The sequence below is a fragment of the Peribacillus deserti genome (assembly GCF_002863585.1).
In the GTDB taxonomy this organism is placed as follows: domain Bacteria; phylum Bacillota; class Bacilli; order Bacillales; family DSM-1321; genus Paraperibacillus; species Paraperibacillus deserti_A.
In genome coordinates, this window is record NZ_PGUY01000028.1 from 1 (window position 1) to 16,740 (window position 16,740).

The window sequence follows — 16,740 nt, forward strand, 5'->3', positions numbered from 1 at the left end:
AACAGTGTAGCCAAGAGTGAATAAAATGACTCTTTCTTTTTACACAATTATACGGACTTAATCTGTTTTTATGAGGGGAAACTGGAATTTAAGAGAGGTAGATGGAGATTTATGCGGAAGAACAAAAATGCCTGCAGATTTGTCAGCCCCCGTAAGAACTTCCGTCGATACGTCGAACCCAAAGGCAAAAAAAACCTGGCAGAAACACTCTACCAGGTTTTGTTCAATCAGCTGCTTTTTAATTTTTCAAGTTCAACAAGGAATTTTGAATTTAAAACCTTTATGTAGGTCCCTTTCATACCAAGCGAACGAGATTCGATTACTCCGGCACTTTCGAGTTTTCTTAAGGCATTTACAATTACTGATCTTGTAATGCCGACACGGTCCGCAATCTTTGATGCAACCAGCAGGCCTTCATTGCCTTTTAATTCTTCAAAGATGTGTTCAATCGCTTCCAGCTCGCTATAAGAAAGTGAGCTGATCGCCATTTGTACAACAGCCTTGCTTCGTGCTTCCTCTTCAATTTCTTCAGCTTTTTCACGAAGAATCTCCATACCTACTACAGTCGCACCGTATTCAGCCAGGATCAGGTCATCGTCATGAAACTTTTCTTCTAAACGTGCTAAGATCAGTGTTCCAAGACGCTCTCCGCCTCCAATGATTGGGACAATTGTAGTCAGGCCTGATTGGAACAGCTCTTTATTTTCTACAGGGAATGCTGTATAGACGCTATCAATATCGATATTCGAAGATGTTTCTTGAATGGTTGATAAACCTTTAATATATTCTTCAGGAAACTGGCGGTCCTCCAGCATCTGTTTCATACGCTCATTTTCGATTTGCTGGTTGATAGAAAAGCCGAGAAGCTTCCCTCTTCTACTGACAACAAATACGTTTGCTTCAATTACTTCACTCAAGCTTTCAGCCATTTCTTTAAAGTTAACAGGCTTTCCCGCAGAGCTTTGAAGCATGCTGTTAATCCTTCTTGTTTTAGATAATAAATTCATTCTTATTTCCTCCTACTTACAACCACATTCAAGGATATGATTGGGTTTCTTTTACTTTTTCTAGTACATGAATATTACTGTATCAAGAGGAAAGCTCTGAAACACCCATTTGAATACTACCCTTCACATACTTATTCAAACGTACTGCTTAAACCCGCTTACAATATAAACTGGCTTAAATCTTTATTTCGTGATATCGTTCCAAGCTTTTCCTCAACATATTGAGGGGTAATGGTGATTTTCTCCATTGTTATATCAGGAGCTTCAAAGGACAGGTCCTCAAGCAGCTTTTCAAGGATCGTATGAAGCCTGCGCGCTCCAATGTTATCCGTGTTTTGGTTTACATCATAAGCTACTTCTGCGATTCTACGAATAGCATCGTCAGAAAATTCTATTTGTATACCTTCCGTTTCCAATAAAGCCGAATACTGCTTAAGCAGAGCATTGTCTGGCTCATGAAGGATCCGCACGAAATCATCAACGGTCAGCTTCTTAAGTTCTACCCTTATCGGAAAACGCCCCTGGAGTTCTGGGATTAAGTCAGAAGGCTTAGACATATGGAATGCCCCTGCTGCAATGAACAACACGTGATCTGTTTTCACAGAGCCGTATTTAGTCATTACTGTAGAACCTTCCACTACAGGAAGGATGTCACGCTGTACGCCTTCCCTCGAAACATCTGCAGATGATCCGCCGGACTGTTTGCTGGCGATCTTATCGATTTCATCGATAAATATAATTCCGTTTTGTTCAGCACGGTATACAGCTTCTTCGGTTACATCATCCATGTCAATAAGCTTGTTAGCCTCTTCACTGGTGAGTACCTTCCTAGCTTCGCTGACACTGAGCTTCCTTTTCTTCCTCTTTTTAGGCATAAGGCTGCCTAAAGCATCCTGCATATTCATGCCCATCTGTTCCATCCCGGATCCTTGAAGCATATCGAACATGGACGGCTGCTGCTCCTCTACCTCGACCGTTACCATTTCCTGCTCTAATTCTCCGGCAGCAAGTTTATATTCTACTGCTTTTCTCTTCTCATGTATAGAATAATCTTCTGAATCTGATTCAGATTCCTGCTCAGCCTGCATATTTCCGCCAAACAGCATCTCAAGCGGGTTCTTAAAATTAGCCGTTTTCTTGGCTGAAGGCACCAGCAATTCAACAAGGCGTGCATTCGCATTACGTTCTGCCCGTTCCTTCACCGCTAGCATCCTATCTTCCTTCACAAGACGGACAGATGTTTCCACCAGGTCACGGACCATCGATTCAACATCGCGGCCTACATAGCCTACTTCAGTAAATTTAGTGGCTTCTACCTTAACGAAAGGAGCCCCGACAAGTTTAGCCATCCTCCGTGCTATTTCCGTCTTCCCGACACCGGTTGGTCCAATCATTAAAATATTTTTAGGAACCACTTCGTCCCTCAGCTTATCTCCAAGCAGCATTCTTCTATATCGATTACGAAGGGCGATGGAAACAGCCCGTTTTGCATCATTCTGCCCGACAATATATTGGTCCAGCTTTTCTACAATTTGTCTTGGGGTCATATTTTCCTTAGTGTTTTTCATATCCCCACTCCTTTTTTGATTAGCTGTTAAACTTGCCTGTTGATTGGGGTGAAGGGAGCTTTCCCGACATACTGGGCCCCCTTTAGGATATGTGCCTGCAGGTGGTCTCCCATGAATCCGCGTTCCGTGAGGATTCGCGCTCCTTCCATCAATCAACACTGTACCAAACTCTCCGGTGAGCTTTAGAAAACCTTATGATTAAAGCTCTTCAACGATAATATTCGAATTTGTATACACACATACTTCAGATGCAATTTCAAGGGACGCCTTAGCGATGTCCCTCGCTGTTAAATGATCGCCTGAATATCTTTTCAAAGCCCTGCCTGCAGAAAGTGCATAATTCCCCCCAGAACCAATGGCAAGTATGCCGTCATCCGGTTCTATGACTTCCCCAGTACCTGACACGAGCAGCAGATCATTTTTGTCCATGACAATCAGCATAGCTTCCAATTTGCGCAGAACCTTATCACTTCTCCATTGCTTAGCAAGCTCGACTGCTGCTCTTTGAAGATTGCCATTATATTCTTCCAATTTTCCTTCAAACATTTCAAACAGCGAAAACGCGTCGGCTACCGAACCAGCAAACCCTGCCAGGACTTTACCGTTAAAAATTTTCCTCACTTTTCTTGCCGTGTGCTTCATGACGACAGCATTGCCGAATGTTACCTGTCCGTCTCCAGACATTGCACACTCTCCTTTGTGATGAACCGCGAATATCGTAGTAGCATGAAAATTACCCATATTGTTCTCCTTTCAGACACTTCTTCTGTGATCACAGCCTGACAGCCAGCTGAATCAGCCAGAAAAGTTTATGCTCTCGGGTGCGCCGATTGATACACCTTTTTGAGCTGTTCCTTTGTAACATGTGTATAGATCTGTGTAGAAGAAATTTCCGAATGGCCTAAAAGCTCCTGAACGGTTCTCAGGTCTGCGCCATTATTCAACAAATGTGTAGCAAATGAATGTCTGAGCATATGCGGATGAAGACTTTTGTTATTTGCCGTCTTTTTTATGATCTGGTCCAATATGTAACGGACTCCCCTTGGAGTTAGAGGTCCGCCTTTAGAATTGACAAACATATAATCATGGGCAGCACTATTTTTCATTAACTGCTTTCTAGAAGACATATATGTTTGCAGGGCATCCTTTGCATAATCCCCAAAAGGCACATATCTGTCCTTTCTGCCTTTTCCATGTACAAGCATCGTGCCAATGGTAAAATCAATATCCTTTAGCTTAAGGTCACAGCATTCACTTACCCTGATTCCCGTTCCATATAACAATTCAAGAAGGGCTTGATCCCTCAGGCCGAGGAGGCTGGTATCACTTACATTGAACAAAGGCTCCAAATCCTCCTCATATAAAAACCGGGGGAGTTTGTGGTCCTTTTTTGGCAGTGAAACTAAAGCAAAGGGGTTTTCCTTCACCATGCCTTCCCGCATCATAAATTTATATAAGCTACGCAAGCTTGAAGTTTTTCGGGCTATAGTTTTTTTGGCCAGCTTTCTTTCATGCAGGCTGGTTAAAAACAAACGCGCATCAAAATACTCTACTGTGCCAAACTCAGAAATTTTATGCTCATTCATAAAATTAAGGAACTCATCTATATCTCTCCGGTAATTAACAATGGTATACTGCGAACAATTTTTTTCAACCTGAAGGTATTCCATATAAGAATTAACGGCATTGTTCACACTTTCCATACGTTCACCTCACAAAGCTACTAAATATTATCATAGTTTATAGAGACAGGCAATTAACTTTACAAATTTTTCACAAATTTCTGAATTGTTTCTAATGCTCTGTTAGCATGCATTTCATTGCGGTCTTTTTTTGCTTTTATTCTCTGCTCCAAGTCTGGGAACAGCCCAAAATTCGCATTCATTGGCTGGAAGTTCTTTGTATTTGCAGCTGTAATATAGCGTGCCATGCTTCCCATTGCTGTTTCAGCCGGGAATATCACAGGTTCTTCACCTTTAATGAGCCTTGCAGCGTTAATGCCTGCAACTAAGCCTGAAGCCGCTGATTCCACGTATCCTTCTACACCCGTCATTTGTCCGGCAAAGAACAAGTCTTTACGGGCTCTAAGCTGGTATGTCGGGTCAAGCACCTTTGGAGAGTTAATAAATGTGTTGCGGTGCATAACGCCATAACGGACAATTTCCGCATTTTCCAAGCCGGGGATCAGCTGGATAACTTCCTTTTGCGGCCCCCATTTTAGATGAGTTTGAAAACCTACTATATTATATAAAGTTCCTGCTGCATCGTCCTGTCTTAGCTGAACAACTGCATATGGACGCTTGCCAGTTTTAGGGTCCTCAAGGCCAACAGGCTTCAACGGGCCGAAAAGCATGGTTTTCTTCCCGCGCTGTCCCATTACCTCAATCGGCATACAGCCTTCAAAGAAAATCTCTTTTTCAAACTCCTTTAAAGGAACTGTTTCCGCAGACACCAGCGCATCATAAAAACGGTTGAACTCTTCTTCGGTCATAGGACAATTCAGATAAGCTGCTTCACCCTTGTCATAACGGGATTTTAAGTAGACCTTATCCATATCGATGCTGTCTTTCTCAATAATGGGAGCAGCCGCATCATAAAAATAAAGATATTCCTCGCCGGTTAGTGCTTTAAGCTTTTCAGCAAGAGCCGGGCTGGTCAAAGGACCAGTCGCTATGATGGTAGGCCCTTCTGGGATCTCTGTCACTTCTTCATTATGCAGGGTGACGTTTTCATGATGTTTGACCATTTCAGTCACTCTTCCGGCAAATTCGTGCCTGTCTACAGCTAGCGCCCCGCCTGCCGGAACAGAGGAAGCATCCGCTGAAGCGATGATAATAGAATCAAGATGACGCATTTCTTCTTTCAATACCCCTACTGCATTAGTCAGCGTATTTGCCCTAAGTGAGTTGCTGCACACAAGCTCGGCAAATTTATCGGTATGATGTGCAGGGGTTTGTTTAACCGGCCGCATTTCATATAAATGAACTTTTATTCCTCTTTTAGCCAGCTGCCAGGCTGCTTCACTTCCCGCCAATCCTGCTCCAATTACATTTACAGCCATATTTTCCATTCTACGAACCTCCACACTTTGTTATGTATCCAAGTAATAAATAATTATCTTCAATCTCAGCGTATCCTTATTTATAACAGGTAAAACCATTTATCTTCTTATTTCTGTTTTCCCTTCTTTGTTCAAGACCGAACATAGAATTATAAAACTAAAAACATAAGCTTGTCCATATATTACGTTTGAATGTAATAAAAGTTTCACGATTGGCGTAATTTCCAGCCGCATTCCTTCCTGGCTGGAAGCTCGCTTCCAATCAGGCAGCACAGAAAAAAGCAGGTGAGGAACATCCCCACCCTGCTAGCTTTGTGCTGCTTCTTTGTAATCGCACTCTACACATTGAACCTGAATACCTTTTTTTAGCTTTTTCTCAACTAAAAAGTTATCACATTTCGGACATTTTCTCGGGAGCGGCTTATCCCAGGAGATAAACTCGCATTCCGGATACCGGTCGCATCCGTAAAATATTCTCTTTTTCTTACTTTTTCTTTCAATAATATTTCCTTCGTGGCAGTTAGGGCACTTCACCCCAATTTCCTTAACGATCGCTTTTGTATTTCGACAGTCAGGGAAATTGGAACAAGCCATGAACTTCCCGTACCGGCCCATTTTAAATACCATGGGGCTGCCGCAGTTTTCACAGTCTTCACCCGCAGGCTCATCTTTAATTTCTACTTTTTCCATTTCTGCTTCGGCTTTTTCGAGATTCCCCTCGAAGTCTTTGTAGAAATCATCAATGACACTTACCCAGGCAATCTTACCATCTTCAATATCATCCAGTTCCCTCTCCATTTTGGCTGTAAAATCAACATCAAAAAATTCCGGGAAAAATTCAAGTATCATTTCCAGTACAATTTCGCCGAGCTCGGTCGGAATAAACCGTTTGTTATCCAGTGCTACATAACCCCGTTTTTGAATAGTATCCAGGGTAGGGGCAAATGTTGAAGGACGTCCTATTCCCAGTTCTTCAAGTGTCCGGACCAGCCTTGCTTCCGTATACCGGGGAGGCGGCTGGGTAAAATGCTGCTTTTTATCAATATCTTTTGAGAATGCTTTATCGCCTTCTACCAATTCAGGAAGAAAGTTTTCTTTTTCTTCTTCTGTATCATCTGTACCTTCGACATACACCTTCATGAAACCGTGAAATTTTATTTTTGAGCCATTGGCTCTGAATAATACCCCTGAGTTTTCGAGGTCGACACTCATTGTATCCATAATTGCAGGCGCCATCTGGCTTGCCACAAACCGTTCCCAGATGAGTTTATATAAACGGAGCTGGTCCCGTGAAAGATACTCTTTCATAGAAGCGGGATGCCGCAGAACACTCGTAGGGCGGACCGCTTCGTGAGCGTCCTGTGCATTTGTTTGTTTCTTCTCTTTTCGTTCGTCTGGCGCGGTGTAATCTTTGCCAAACTGGCTTGTAATGTATTCACGTGCCTCTTCTTTGGCAATATCGGAAATCCGGGTTGAGTCGGTTCTCATATACGTGATTAACCCTGTAGTTCCTTCTTTACCGATCTCAATTCCTTCGTATAGCTGCTGGGCAAGCATCATCGTTTTTTTAGCCCGGAAATTGAGCTTTCTTGCAGCTTCCTGCTGCAGGGAAGAAGTCGTGAACGGCACAGCTGGATTTCGCTTGCGCTCCTTCTTCGTTACATTAGTCACTGCAAACTCATTGCCTTTAATCTTCGAGAGAATCTCATTTACTTGTTTCTCATTCGTTAATTTTACTTTCTCTCCAGCCAGGCTGAAAAAGGAAGCTTCAAAAAGATCCTTTCCTTTCTCAAACTCCGTTTTAATGGTCCAGTATTCTTCCGGAATAAAATCTTTAATTTCTTTTTCTCTATCAAGAATCAGCCTTACCGCAACAGATTGAACTCTTCCGGCACTAAGTCCTTTTTTTACCTTTTTCCAAAGGAGCGGGCTGATATTGTAGCCAACCAAGCGGTCAAGTATCCGGCGGGCCTGCTGGGCGTCAACCAGATTCATGTTAATCGGACGTGGATGCTTAAATGATTCCTTTATGGCATCTTTTGTGATTTCGTTAAATACAACCCGGCAGTCAGAGGCAGTGTCCACGTCGAGTGTATGTGCCAAATGCCAGGCAATCGCTTCTCCCTCCCTGTCAGGGTCAGCTGCGAGATAAATTTTCTTTGCTTTCTTAGCAGCCGTTTTCAGCTCTTTTAAAACAGGGCCTTTTCCTCTAATCGTTATATATTTTGGATTGAATTCGTTTTCAACATCTACACCCATCTGGCTTCTAGGCAAGTCTCTAACATGTCCCATCGAAGCCTTCACTTTATATTTCTTTCCTAAATATTTCTCAATGGTCTTCGCCTTTGCCGGCGATTCCACAATAACCAGGAATTCAGACATCTTGATCCTCCTCAAGAGGGAATAATAAATCTTCACTATTATTAATCATAGAAAAAAGATTTGTCAATCCAGTTTCTTTTTTATATTTTAATTTTCAGTTCATTTTGATCCTATATTTTCCTTGTTCATGGCTGCCAAACACGGCATTGTCTCTATGTTTCTTTCATTTATATCATGGTTTAAGGATAATTATCACTCGTTCGCTAAATTATAGGTCTGTTTGCCTTTCTTTTGCAAAATGTATCCTACTTTGAATCTTTTTTCAACTGATTCGATTTTTAGCCTTTCTTTTAGCTCTGATAAATAAGCCTGTGATTTTCCGCTTCAGGAACTCGCTTTTTCGCGGATGATTCTAGAGCTCTTTCAGCGTTTACGGCTGCAGGGTCTCCCTTAAAAAAAAAGCGGAGGACGGTGTTTTTAAGCATTTATTGTTTACAGCATGGATTGACATCTTGATTAAAAGCTTACACATAGAAAAGCAGACACCTGATAAAGGAGATTTGCTGATTGGCGAGCGTAAGCGAAGATAGAAGCTTAGTCGCTCTTACCACGCTCGTAACGCCACGTCCTGTGGCCCCGCCTGGCTCGCACATCCTGTGCATCGTGCGTTAGCCAGGCAGAAGTCGAGCGGCAGCGAAAGGCGCTTTTTGCCTTTGATGGCCATTGGCTAGACCCGCGGTGTCTGTCCGGAGCTGGACAATACCCGCTTCTCACGCAGGTATCTCGTGCATGTATCGTTGACCTGCACGATGCTAAAATCAAACGTGAATTTCAACCTAGCATTCAACCTAAACTATTCCATTTTTATTCCCCATTTAAATTGTATATCCTGCTCCAAAATATTCTTTTCCAGTCTGACAGCCTTTCAGATACCTCTTACTGCCAGTGAGAATTCTTCTTCTATGTCTACATGTGTGAGGACTGTCTTCGCACCTTCCTGGATTAATTTATTCGTTCCGGCAGAAAGGGAGCTTGTAATATTGCCAGGCACTGCAAAAACTTCCCTGCCCTGTTCCAAAGCACAGTAAGCTGTAATCAAAGACCCGCTTTTTTCTTTCGCCTCTGTGATAAGAACTCCTTCTGCCATTCCACTGATAATTCTGTTGCGATTTGGGAACATCCAGGGCTCTGGCTTTTTGAAGGGGGGATATTCAGATAGAACGGTGCCCTTTTTCATCATTTCTATAGCGAGCGGGATGTTCTCTTTGGGATATAAATGAAAAATCCCGCCTCCGAGCACACCAATTGTTTTCCCTGAGAACTGAAGGGCTGTTTGGTGGGAGATTGCATCTATTCCGGAAGCCAGACCGCTGATGATCACATATCCCTTTTTGACCAGGGGTGCGAGAATACTCTTCGTTATGGCTATTCCATACGAGGATGGCTTTCTAGGCCCTACTACAGCGAGAATAGGGGCTGCACTTAGCAATTCCATATCCCCCCTTATATAAAGCACCCAGGGGGGATCATAAATGTTTCTCAGCTTAGCCGGGTAAATAGGATCGTATATGGTGATGCATTGAATGTCATTAAGGAGATACTGCTGCAGAAAATCATCTATGGATTGTGTTTGGAGGTCATGCAAAAAGTCATGTACTTGTTTATCGGGGATCTGTAGAAGCTTTTTCCAGTTATTGAAGGAGGTATCATACAGCCCGGAAAGTGCCGGATCTAATGTAAGGATTTTATGTATGGATTTCCAGCCAATTCCACGGCAATGATGCAGATGAATCAGTTTTTTCTTAAAATCTTCCATATATCATACTCCTTTATAATAATTTCAGCCGATATGGCTCCATATCAAGGTCATAGCCATAGTAAAAAAACCGTCCCTCCTTTTCGGGAGGGACGATGAGTTATGTATCACCCTTGTCTCTTAGTGGGTTTTACATTGATCGTAAAGACCTTTTTCTTTAAGTACAGAAATAAGAGTTTCTCCCATTACAGACGGAGTTTCCGCTACCTGGATGCCGCACTCATTCATAACACGGATCTTTTCGTCAGCTGTTCCCTTGCCGCCGGAGATAATAGCGCCGGCATGGCCCATACGCTTCCCAGGAGGTGCGGTTCTTCCGCCGATGAAGCCAACAACAGGTTTCGTCATATTAGCTTTGATCCACTCTGCAGCTTCTTCCTCTGCAGTTCCGCCGATTTCACCAATCATGATGACAGCGTATGTTTCAGGATCTTCATTGAAGGCTTTTAATACATCGATAAAATCAGTTCCATTTACTGGGTCACCGCCGATTCCAACAGCTGTAGACTGCCCGATTCCAGCTTCTGTTAACTGATGAACGGCTTCATATGTGAGTGTTCCGGAACGGGATACAACTCCCACATGGCCTTTTGTATGAATGTAGCCAGGCATGATGCCGATTTTACATTCTTCAGGTGTAATGACACCCGGACAGTTAGGTCCTACCAGACGTGTTTTCTTGCCTTCCATATAACGCTTAACTTTAACCATATCAAGAACCGGAATATGTTCTGTGATACAGATGACGATATCAAGCTCTGCATCTACGGCTTCCAAAATTGCATCGGCTGCAAATGGAGCAGGAACATAGATAACTGAAGCATTGGCACCTGTCTGATTTTTTGCTTCTACTAATGTGTTAAAAACAGGAACACCTTCAACCTCTGTTCCGCCTTTACCTGGAGTTACACCAGCCACAATCTGTGTGCCGTATTCAAGCATCTGCTTCGTATGGAATAGAGCCGTTGAACCGGTAATCCCCTGTACAATGACTTTAGTATCTTTATTAATAAATACGCTCACCTTTGTTCCCCCCTGCCTATTAACCTACTAATGATACGATTTTCTCTGCGCCATCTGCCATAGATTCAGCTGCAGTAATATTCAAACCTGATTCGTTAAGTATTTTCTTTCCAAGGTCTACATTCGTACCTTCAAGACGTACAACAAGCGGTACATTTAAGCCAAGCTGTTTAGTGGCTGCTACAACACCCTCAGCAATAACATCACATTTCATAATTCCACCGAAAATGTTGACAAAAATTCCTTTGACATTTTCATCGGATAAAATGATTTTAAATGCTTCGGTTACTTTCTCAGCAGTTGCGCCGCCCCCAACATCAAGGAAGTTTGCCGGATCTCCGCCGTAATGCTTAATGATATCCATAGTCGCCATAGCAAGGCCGGCACCGTTTACAAGGCAGCCGATATTTCCATCAAGCGCAATGTAAGTCAAATCAAACTTGGATGCTTCAATTTCCTTTGGATCCTCTTCTTCCAGGTCTCTGTATTCCACAATGTCTTTATTGCGGTAAAGAGCATTTGAATCAAAGTTTAATTTAGCATCAAGTGCCATAACCTTACCATCGCCTGTTACCACAAGCGGGTTGATTTCTGCAATAGAGCAATCTTTTTCTACGAAAGCTGTGTACAGGCTAAGCATGAATTTTGCAGCCTGTCCTACTAATTCTTTTGGAATGTTAATATTGAATGCGATTCTTCTAGCCTGATAGCCTGTCAGACCAACAACAGGGTCAATTGTTTCTTTAAAGATTTTTTCAGGAGTCTTTTCTGCTACTTCTTCAATTTCAGTTCCGCCTTCTTCAGAAGCCATGAGAACCACTCTTGAAGTCGCACGGTCAAGAACAAGACCTACATAATATTCTTTCTTAATGTCGCAGCCTTCTTCAATCAGCAAACGCTTTACTTCTTTGCCTTCTGGTCCTGTTTGATGTGTCACAAGCGTTTTGCCAAGGATTTCACCTGCATATTGACGAACCTCTTCAAGGTTTTTAGCTACTTTTACTCCGCCTGCTTTACCGCGGCCGCCCGCATGGATCTGAGCCTTTACTACACATACCTCTGTACCAAGCCCCTTTGCAGCTTCCACTGCCTCTTCGACTGAAAAAGCAACACGGCCGTTAGGAACAGCTACTCCATATTTTCTGAGGACTTCTTTCCCCTGATATTCATGGATATTCATTTCCCATCCTCCTATCAAACTATCACAATAAAAATAGACTGCGCTTTCATTGTATAAAAAGAAAAAAAGCTTGTCTACCTTTACGGCGTGAAACATAGGTTGTTTTTAAAATATTTTTCTAAAATTATATTTATTTCGATTTAAATGACAATAAAAGGGGAAAATCTAGCAATTATTCTATCTCTTTAAAGGTGAATGTTTTTCCGGGATAAAGATATCTAATCAGTTCAATATCTTTATCAACTATGGCACCCACGGCATTCACCTTGGGATCAGCTCTTAGCGTCCTTTTCACGATTTGCAGTTCCCCTTGATAGCGGCCATAGTCTTTATTATCAATGGTTATGTACCCGGTCTTCCGCTCGTGCGGCCCGCTTGCCGGAATGGTGATCCCTTTTTCTGCCGTAAAAATTCTAGAAGGTTCTGAGCGGATTACGTCTCTGGCTGCATCCATCCGGTTATTATGACGGAGTCTCACTATCTTTCTCTCCCACTCTGATATATCCTTACATAGACTAATAGAAAGCTCTATTGCCCCTTCCTTATATTGCGTGAATTTTCTCAGCGTCTCTCTCTTAAGTGATTTATCTCCGATTAATACTTTGGATACATGGCATTGATGGAGAAGATCCAAATATGCTGTAAAGGGGCTCATTCCTCTATGATCCTCCAATGTCGGCAGTCCTTTGAACATAGGTCCTCGCAAGGTTTCATCTCCCGGAATAAAAGCCATGACAGTGAACCCCAGCGTCTCAAGCCATTTATTCTGCTTAATAAAGCCTTCTCGATCAAGGCCGGTTTCAGGCCTGGGATAATAATTATGCCAGGCTTCAATATTATCCTCTTTTAAACCAAAGCCCTTTAACTGTAAATATAATTCATCGTCTATCGTACTTGCATTTAAGGCGATTTTCATATCATGAGAAAGCCGTGCAATGACTTCCGCTTCAATCCCATAATCAATCCTGAGCCCGCTTACACCCCAATCCACGATTTCTTTCAGCGTATCCATAGTAACGCCTAGATGCTTAAAGGATTTCGGGGACACATCCGCCATCAGCTCCATGCCTAACTCTCTTGCCTGTCCTCCTAAAACGGCAAGCAAATCCCTAAATGCTGCAGGATTGTCCTCAGGAATGTGAAGAGAGGTAAAAATACTTGTAAATCCTGCCTCTTTCATCATTTCCAAATACTCTCTTTGTTCCCCATCTTCCATGTGCCCCAGATATACCGATATTCCCAGCATAAGCTTTGATCCCCCTTCAAATTATGGTCAGATGCCTAAACCTTCTTTACAGGAAAAAAAGGGTCTGCACCACAAGTTTCCCTTGCGATACAGCCCCTTCCATTATCTCATATTATCTGCCATGCTTTCCTTAAATCCAAATGTATAAGTAAAGATGAAACCAAATACGTATGCGACAATCAGTCCAAGTACATAAAGTACGAATTTATTGTCAGCAATCAAAGGAGTTAAAGAGATTCCGGATACACCTATACCAGTTGCAGCCGTATTCATTGCCGCCTGGAACGCACCCCCGCAGGCAGCTCCCAGGCATGCCGTCACGAATGGTCTTCCGAGCGGGAGAGTTACCCCATATAGCAAGGGTTCACCGATTCCTAGGAAACCAACCGGAAGGCCCCCTTTAATAATATTCTTCAGCATTTTATTTTTTGTTTTTACATAAATCGCAATGGAGGCCCCGACCTGTCCGGCACCACCCATAGCAAGAATGGTAAGGAGCGGCGTCACGCCCATCTTATTAATAAATTCGAGATGAATGGGTGTCAGCCCGTGATGAAGACCAACCATAACAAGAGGCAGGAAGGTTCCGGCTAAGATTGCTCCAGAGAATGCACCGCCAACGTCGATGACCGCGTTGATACCCTTTGTAATCCCATCTGATAAGACTCCGCCTACCGGCTGAATAACAACCAATGTTAAAATACCTACTACCAAGACTGTAATCAAAGGAGTTACGATAATATCCACAGCATTTGGCACAAATCTTCTTGCCCGTTTTTCCACCATTGCCATCAGCCAGGCTGCAAATATGACGGCAAACAGTCCGCCGCGGCCGATTACCAGCGGGTCTCCAAAAAGCTTAATTGTCGCAAGGGCAGGGTTGATGGTAATGAATCCTGCTATAGCTCCCAAGGCAGGTGTTCCCCCAAATTCCTTGGCTGTATTCCAGCCTACTAAAACAGCTAATATGCTGAATACACTGCCTCCTATCAGCAGAAGGAGCTGCAGCCAGGTTTCCTCAGGCGAAACTCCGGCATTTTTCGCAAAGTTAGCGATACCATTAATAATACCAGAGGCGACTAAAGCCGGGATAAGCGGAATAAAAATAGAGCCGATTCTTCTTAATAAATTTTTAAAAGGAGTATTATTTCGAGATTTAATTTCGGCTTTTTTCATATCTGCTAAATCTGCTTCAGCTGCCGCAACTTCGCCAACCTGCAGCCCTGTAAGCTCACTCATTTCGGTTGCAACCTTATTCACGAGACCAGGTCCGATTACGATTTGAAGCGTTTCGTCCTCAATGACCCCCATGACCCCGTCAATTTTTTTTATGCCCGCGATATCTGCACGTTCCCCATTTTTTAATTGCAGACGAAGCCTGGTCATACAATGTGAAACTCTAAGAATGTTTTGGACCCCGCCCACCTGATTTGTTATCTCTTGCGCAAGACGCTGTTCCTTTTTCATCTTACTCCCCCTAAATTGCTTCGTTTATAACGCTTTTCTCACAAATCCTTCGGCAGCTTCTAATTTTTTTCCTGCTTCTTCTGCGGAACACTGAGTAAGGAGCATCACTATAGCTTTTTTAACCTGTCCGTTAGACAGCTCATAATATCTTGAGGCAGTTTCATAATCTGCATCGGCAGCTTCCATAATAATTCTTTTAGACCTTTCAACAAGCTTAAGGTTTGTAGGCTGTACATCCACCATGAGATTTTTATACACCTTGCCAATCCCAATCATGGCAGCTGTGGAAATCATGTTCAATACGAGCTTCTGTGCAGTACCAGCTTTTAGTCTTGTAGAACCTGTCAACACTTCACTTCCCGAATTGATTTCAATTGGAATATCACTGTACCTGCTGATCTCAGAGTCAGCATTGCAGGAAATACTCCCTGTCATCACCCCTTTACTAGATGCGTATGTTAAGCCTCCAATCACATATGGAGTCCTGCCACTCGCAGCAATCCCTATTACCAGATCATTGGCTGATAGATTAATAGCCTGCAAGTCGCGGGAAGCAAGCTCCTGTGAATCTTCGGCACCTTCAACTGCCACAGTAAATGCCTTTTTTCCTCCAGCAATCAAGCCAACAACAAGCCCCGGAGGCGTTCCAAAAGTAGGAGGACATTCTGCTGCATCCAGCACTCCAAGCCTGCCGCTGGTTCCTGCACCCATATAAATGATCCGGCCGTTGCTTTTCAAAGCAGAGATCGCTGCTTGTACCAGCGCCTCAATCTGCGTAATCTGCTGCCCAATCGCTTCAGGAACCTGCCTGTCTTCGTCATTCATCACTCTTAGAACCTCTAATGTTGACATCTCATCCAATGCCATCGTTTTGGAGTTTCTCTGTTCTGTCGATAAATTCTCTAGCACTTTGACACCCCTTTTGGTAATGTGGTTACGTTTTCATTATAGGAAAAAAGGAGTAAAGTTTCAATTACATTTTTTGTGTTTTTGAATTTAAATTTCAATTAGCAGAAAAATAAAAGCTTTCTGTCAAGAAGGCTTTATCTCTTTAATTTTGAGGCGGGTTTATACAGCGTCATCTCTTTTCTTTAACAGTATGTCCGTACCCTCACTCTTATTCCTTTTTAAGCCGGTGAAAGGTAAGGAAGCTGTCAAAAAGAGCCTCAATGCTTATTTCCTCTGCTGAAGAACCTCATTTCTAGATTTATTGAACGATTCCATAATCTGTCCGCCGATCTGATGGAAAATACTTAAATAAAGTCCGTCAATAATATTAAGCTGTGCAATTCTTGAGGCAATGCTGCCAACCCTGTTTTCTTCCTCTACATCCGGAAAACAAAGCTTCAGATCTGCCAGTTTATAAAGAGGGGATTTTTTGAGCGAAGTGACCGCAATGACTTTGACTCCATGTTCTTTAGCAAAAGACGCAATCTGAATGATTTCTTTCGTTTTGCCAGATGTGCCGATTGCGATAAATACATCATCTTTCTTCATTGCAGCTATGAAAGAGACCATATAATGAAAATCAGAGGAAGCAGCTGCGTTTAGGCCGAGCCTCATTAGTTTGTACTGGGCATCCATTGCCGGCAGATATGAGCCTCCTACTCCAAAAACAGCTATTTTCCGTGCCGTTTTAAGAGCCTCCACGCTTGCACTGAAATCTTTCTTATCCAGTGTATTCAAACTCAGCTCCAAAGCAGATTTATTGAAATAAGTCACTTTATTAAACAGGCTCTGCGGCGTATCCTTCTTATTCAACAAGGAAAAGTTATTAATATTTTCTTCTGTCCATGTATTTTCTTTTGCAAGAACCACCTTAAGCATTTTAAAGCTTCCTACTCCTATTGTCTTGCAGAAACGAACGACGCTCGCTTCACTGGCTTCTGCCTGGGAAGCTAATTCTTTTGTCGTCATCGTTGGAATAAATTCTGGATGTTCGAGTATATAAGAAGCCACTTTTTTTTCGGCACCTGTAAAAGTCTGCAGATTGGATTTAATTTTAGGTAAAATACGAAGCTCCATTCATGCTCCTCCCCCGTATAAGATA

Annotated in this window: 13 protein-coding genes; all 13 read right to left on the reverse strand. The window is 42.8% G+C overall.

What is annotated here, in order from left to right; translation table 11 throughout:
* Positions 1 to 227 precede the first annotated feature (227 nt).
* The 13 genes from codY to CUU66_RS09425 all read right to left on the reverse strand — a co-directional run bounded on the left by codY (position 228) and on the right by CUU66_RS09425 (position 16,715).
* Positions 228 to 1,007, reverse strand: a complete 780-nt coding sequence (codY, locus tag CUU66_RS09365; RefSeq protein WP_101641435.1) for a GTP-sensing pleiotropic transcriptional regulator CodY — start codon at positions 1,005 to 1,007, stop codon at positions 228 to 230.
* A 158-nt stretch (positions 1,008 to 1,165) separates the two neighbouring features.
* The gene (gene hslU, locus CUU66_RS09370) at positions 1,166 to 2,575 is read right to left on the reverse strand and encodes an HslU--HslV peptidase ATPase subunit (RefSeq protein WP_101641437.1); all 1,410 of its coding nucleotides are present in this window, start codon (positions 2,573 to 2,575) and stop codon (positions 1,166 to 1,168) included.
* Positions 2,576 to 2,773: 198 nt separating this feature from the next.
* Positions 2,774 to 3,316, reverse strand: coding sequence for an ATP-dependent protease subunit HslV (gene hslV / locus CUU66_RS09375; RefSeq protein ID WP_101641439.1), 543 nt, complete (start codon positions 3,314 to 3,316; stop codon positions 2,774 to 2,776).
* Positions 3,317 to 3,384: 68 nt separating this feature from the next.
* A complete protein-coding gene (xerC, locus tag CUU66_RS09380) occupies positions 3,385 to 4,278 on the reverse strand; it encodes a tyrosine recombinase XerC (protein WP_101641441.1) in 894 nt (297 codons plus the stop codon).
* Positions 4,279 to 4,337: 59 nt separating this feature from the next.
* On the reverse strand, positions 4,338 to 5,645 hold the full coding sequence (trmFO, locus tag CUU66_RS09385; protein WP_101641443.1) for an FADH(2)-oxidizing methylenetetrahydrofolate--tRNA-(uracil(54)-C(5))-methyltransferase TrmFO: 1,308 nt from the start codon (positions 5,643 to 5,645) through the stop codon (positions 4,338 to 4,340).
* A 297-nt stretch (positions 5,646 to 5,942) separates the two neighbouring features.
* The gene (gene topA / locus CUU66_RS09390) at positions 5,943 to 8,018 is read right to left on the reverse strand and encodes a type I DNA topoisomerase (protein ID WP_101641444.1); all 2,076 of its coding nucleotides are present in this window, start codon (positions 8,016 to 8,018) and stop codon (positions 5,943 to 5,945) included.
* Positions 8,019 to 8,883: 865 nt separating this feature from the next.
* A complete protein-coding gene (gene dprA, locus CUU66_RS09395; RefSeq protein ID WP_101641446.1) occupies positions 8,884 to 9,774 on the reverse strand; it encodes a DNA-processing protein DprA in 891 nt (296 codons plus the stop codon).
* Between the two features lie 120 nt (positions 9,775 to 9,894).
* Positions 9,895 to 10,797, reverse strand: coding sequence for a succinate--CoA ligase subunit alpha (gene sucD, locus CUU66_RS09400; protein WP_101641447.1), 903 nt, complete (start codon positions 10,795 to 10,797; stop codon positions 9,895 to 9,897).
* A 19-nt stretch (positions 10,798 to 10,816) separates the two neighbouring features.
* Complete coding sequence (gene sucC / locus CUU66_RS09405; RefSeq protein ID WP_101641449.1) at positions 10,817 to 11,977, reverse strand: ADP-forming succinate--CoA ligase subunit beta; 1,161 nt, start codon at positions 11,975 to 11,977, stop codon at positions 10,817 to 10,819.
* 172 nt (positions 11,978 to 12,149) lie between these two features.
* A complete protein-coding gene (locus tag CUU66_RS09410; RefSeq protein WP_101641450.1) occupies positions 12,150 to 13,223 on the reverse strand; it encodes a DUF871 domain-containing protein in 1,074 nt (357 codons plus the stop codon).
* A gap of 102 nt (positions 13,224 to 13,325) precedes the next feature.
* Positions 13,326 to 14,690: a PTS transporter subunit EIIC gene (locus CUU66_RS09415; RefSeq protein ID WP_101641451.1), complete on the reverse strand. Its 1,365-nt coding sequence runs from the start codon at positions 14,688 to 14,690 to the stop codon at positions 13,326 to 13,328.
* A gap of 24 nt (positions 14,691 to 14,714) precedes the next feature.
* Entirely contained in the window at positions 14,715 to 15,599 is an 885-nt protein-coding gene (murQ, locus tag CUU66_RS09420) for an N-acetylmuramic acid 6-phosphate etherase (protein ID WP_101641452.1), read from the reverse strand.
* Between the two features lie 264 nt (positions 15,600 to 15,863).
* Positions 15,864 to 16,715 carry a MurR/RpiR family transcriptional regulator gene (locus CUU66_RS09425; RefSeq protein ID WP_101641453.1) on the reverse strand — a complete coding sequence of 284 codons (852 nt, stop codon included), beginning with the start codon at positions 16,713 to 16,715 and terminating at the stop codon, positions 15,864 to 15,866.
* Between the last annotated feature and the right edge of the window lie 25 nt (positions 16,716 to 16,740).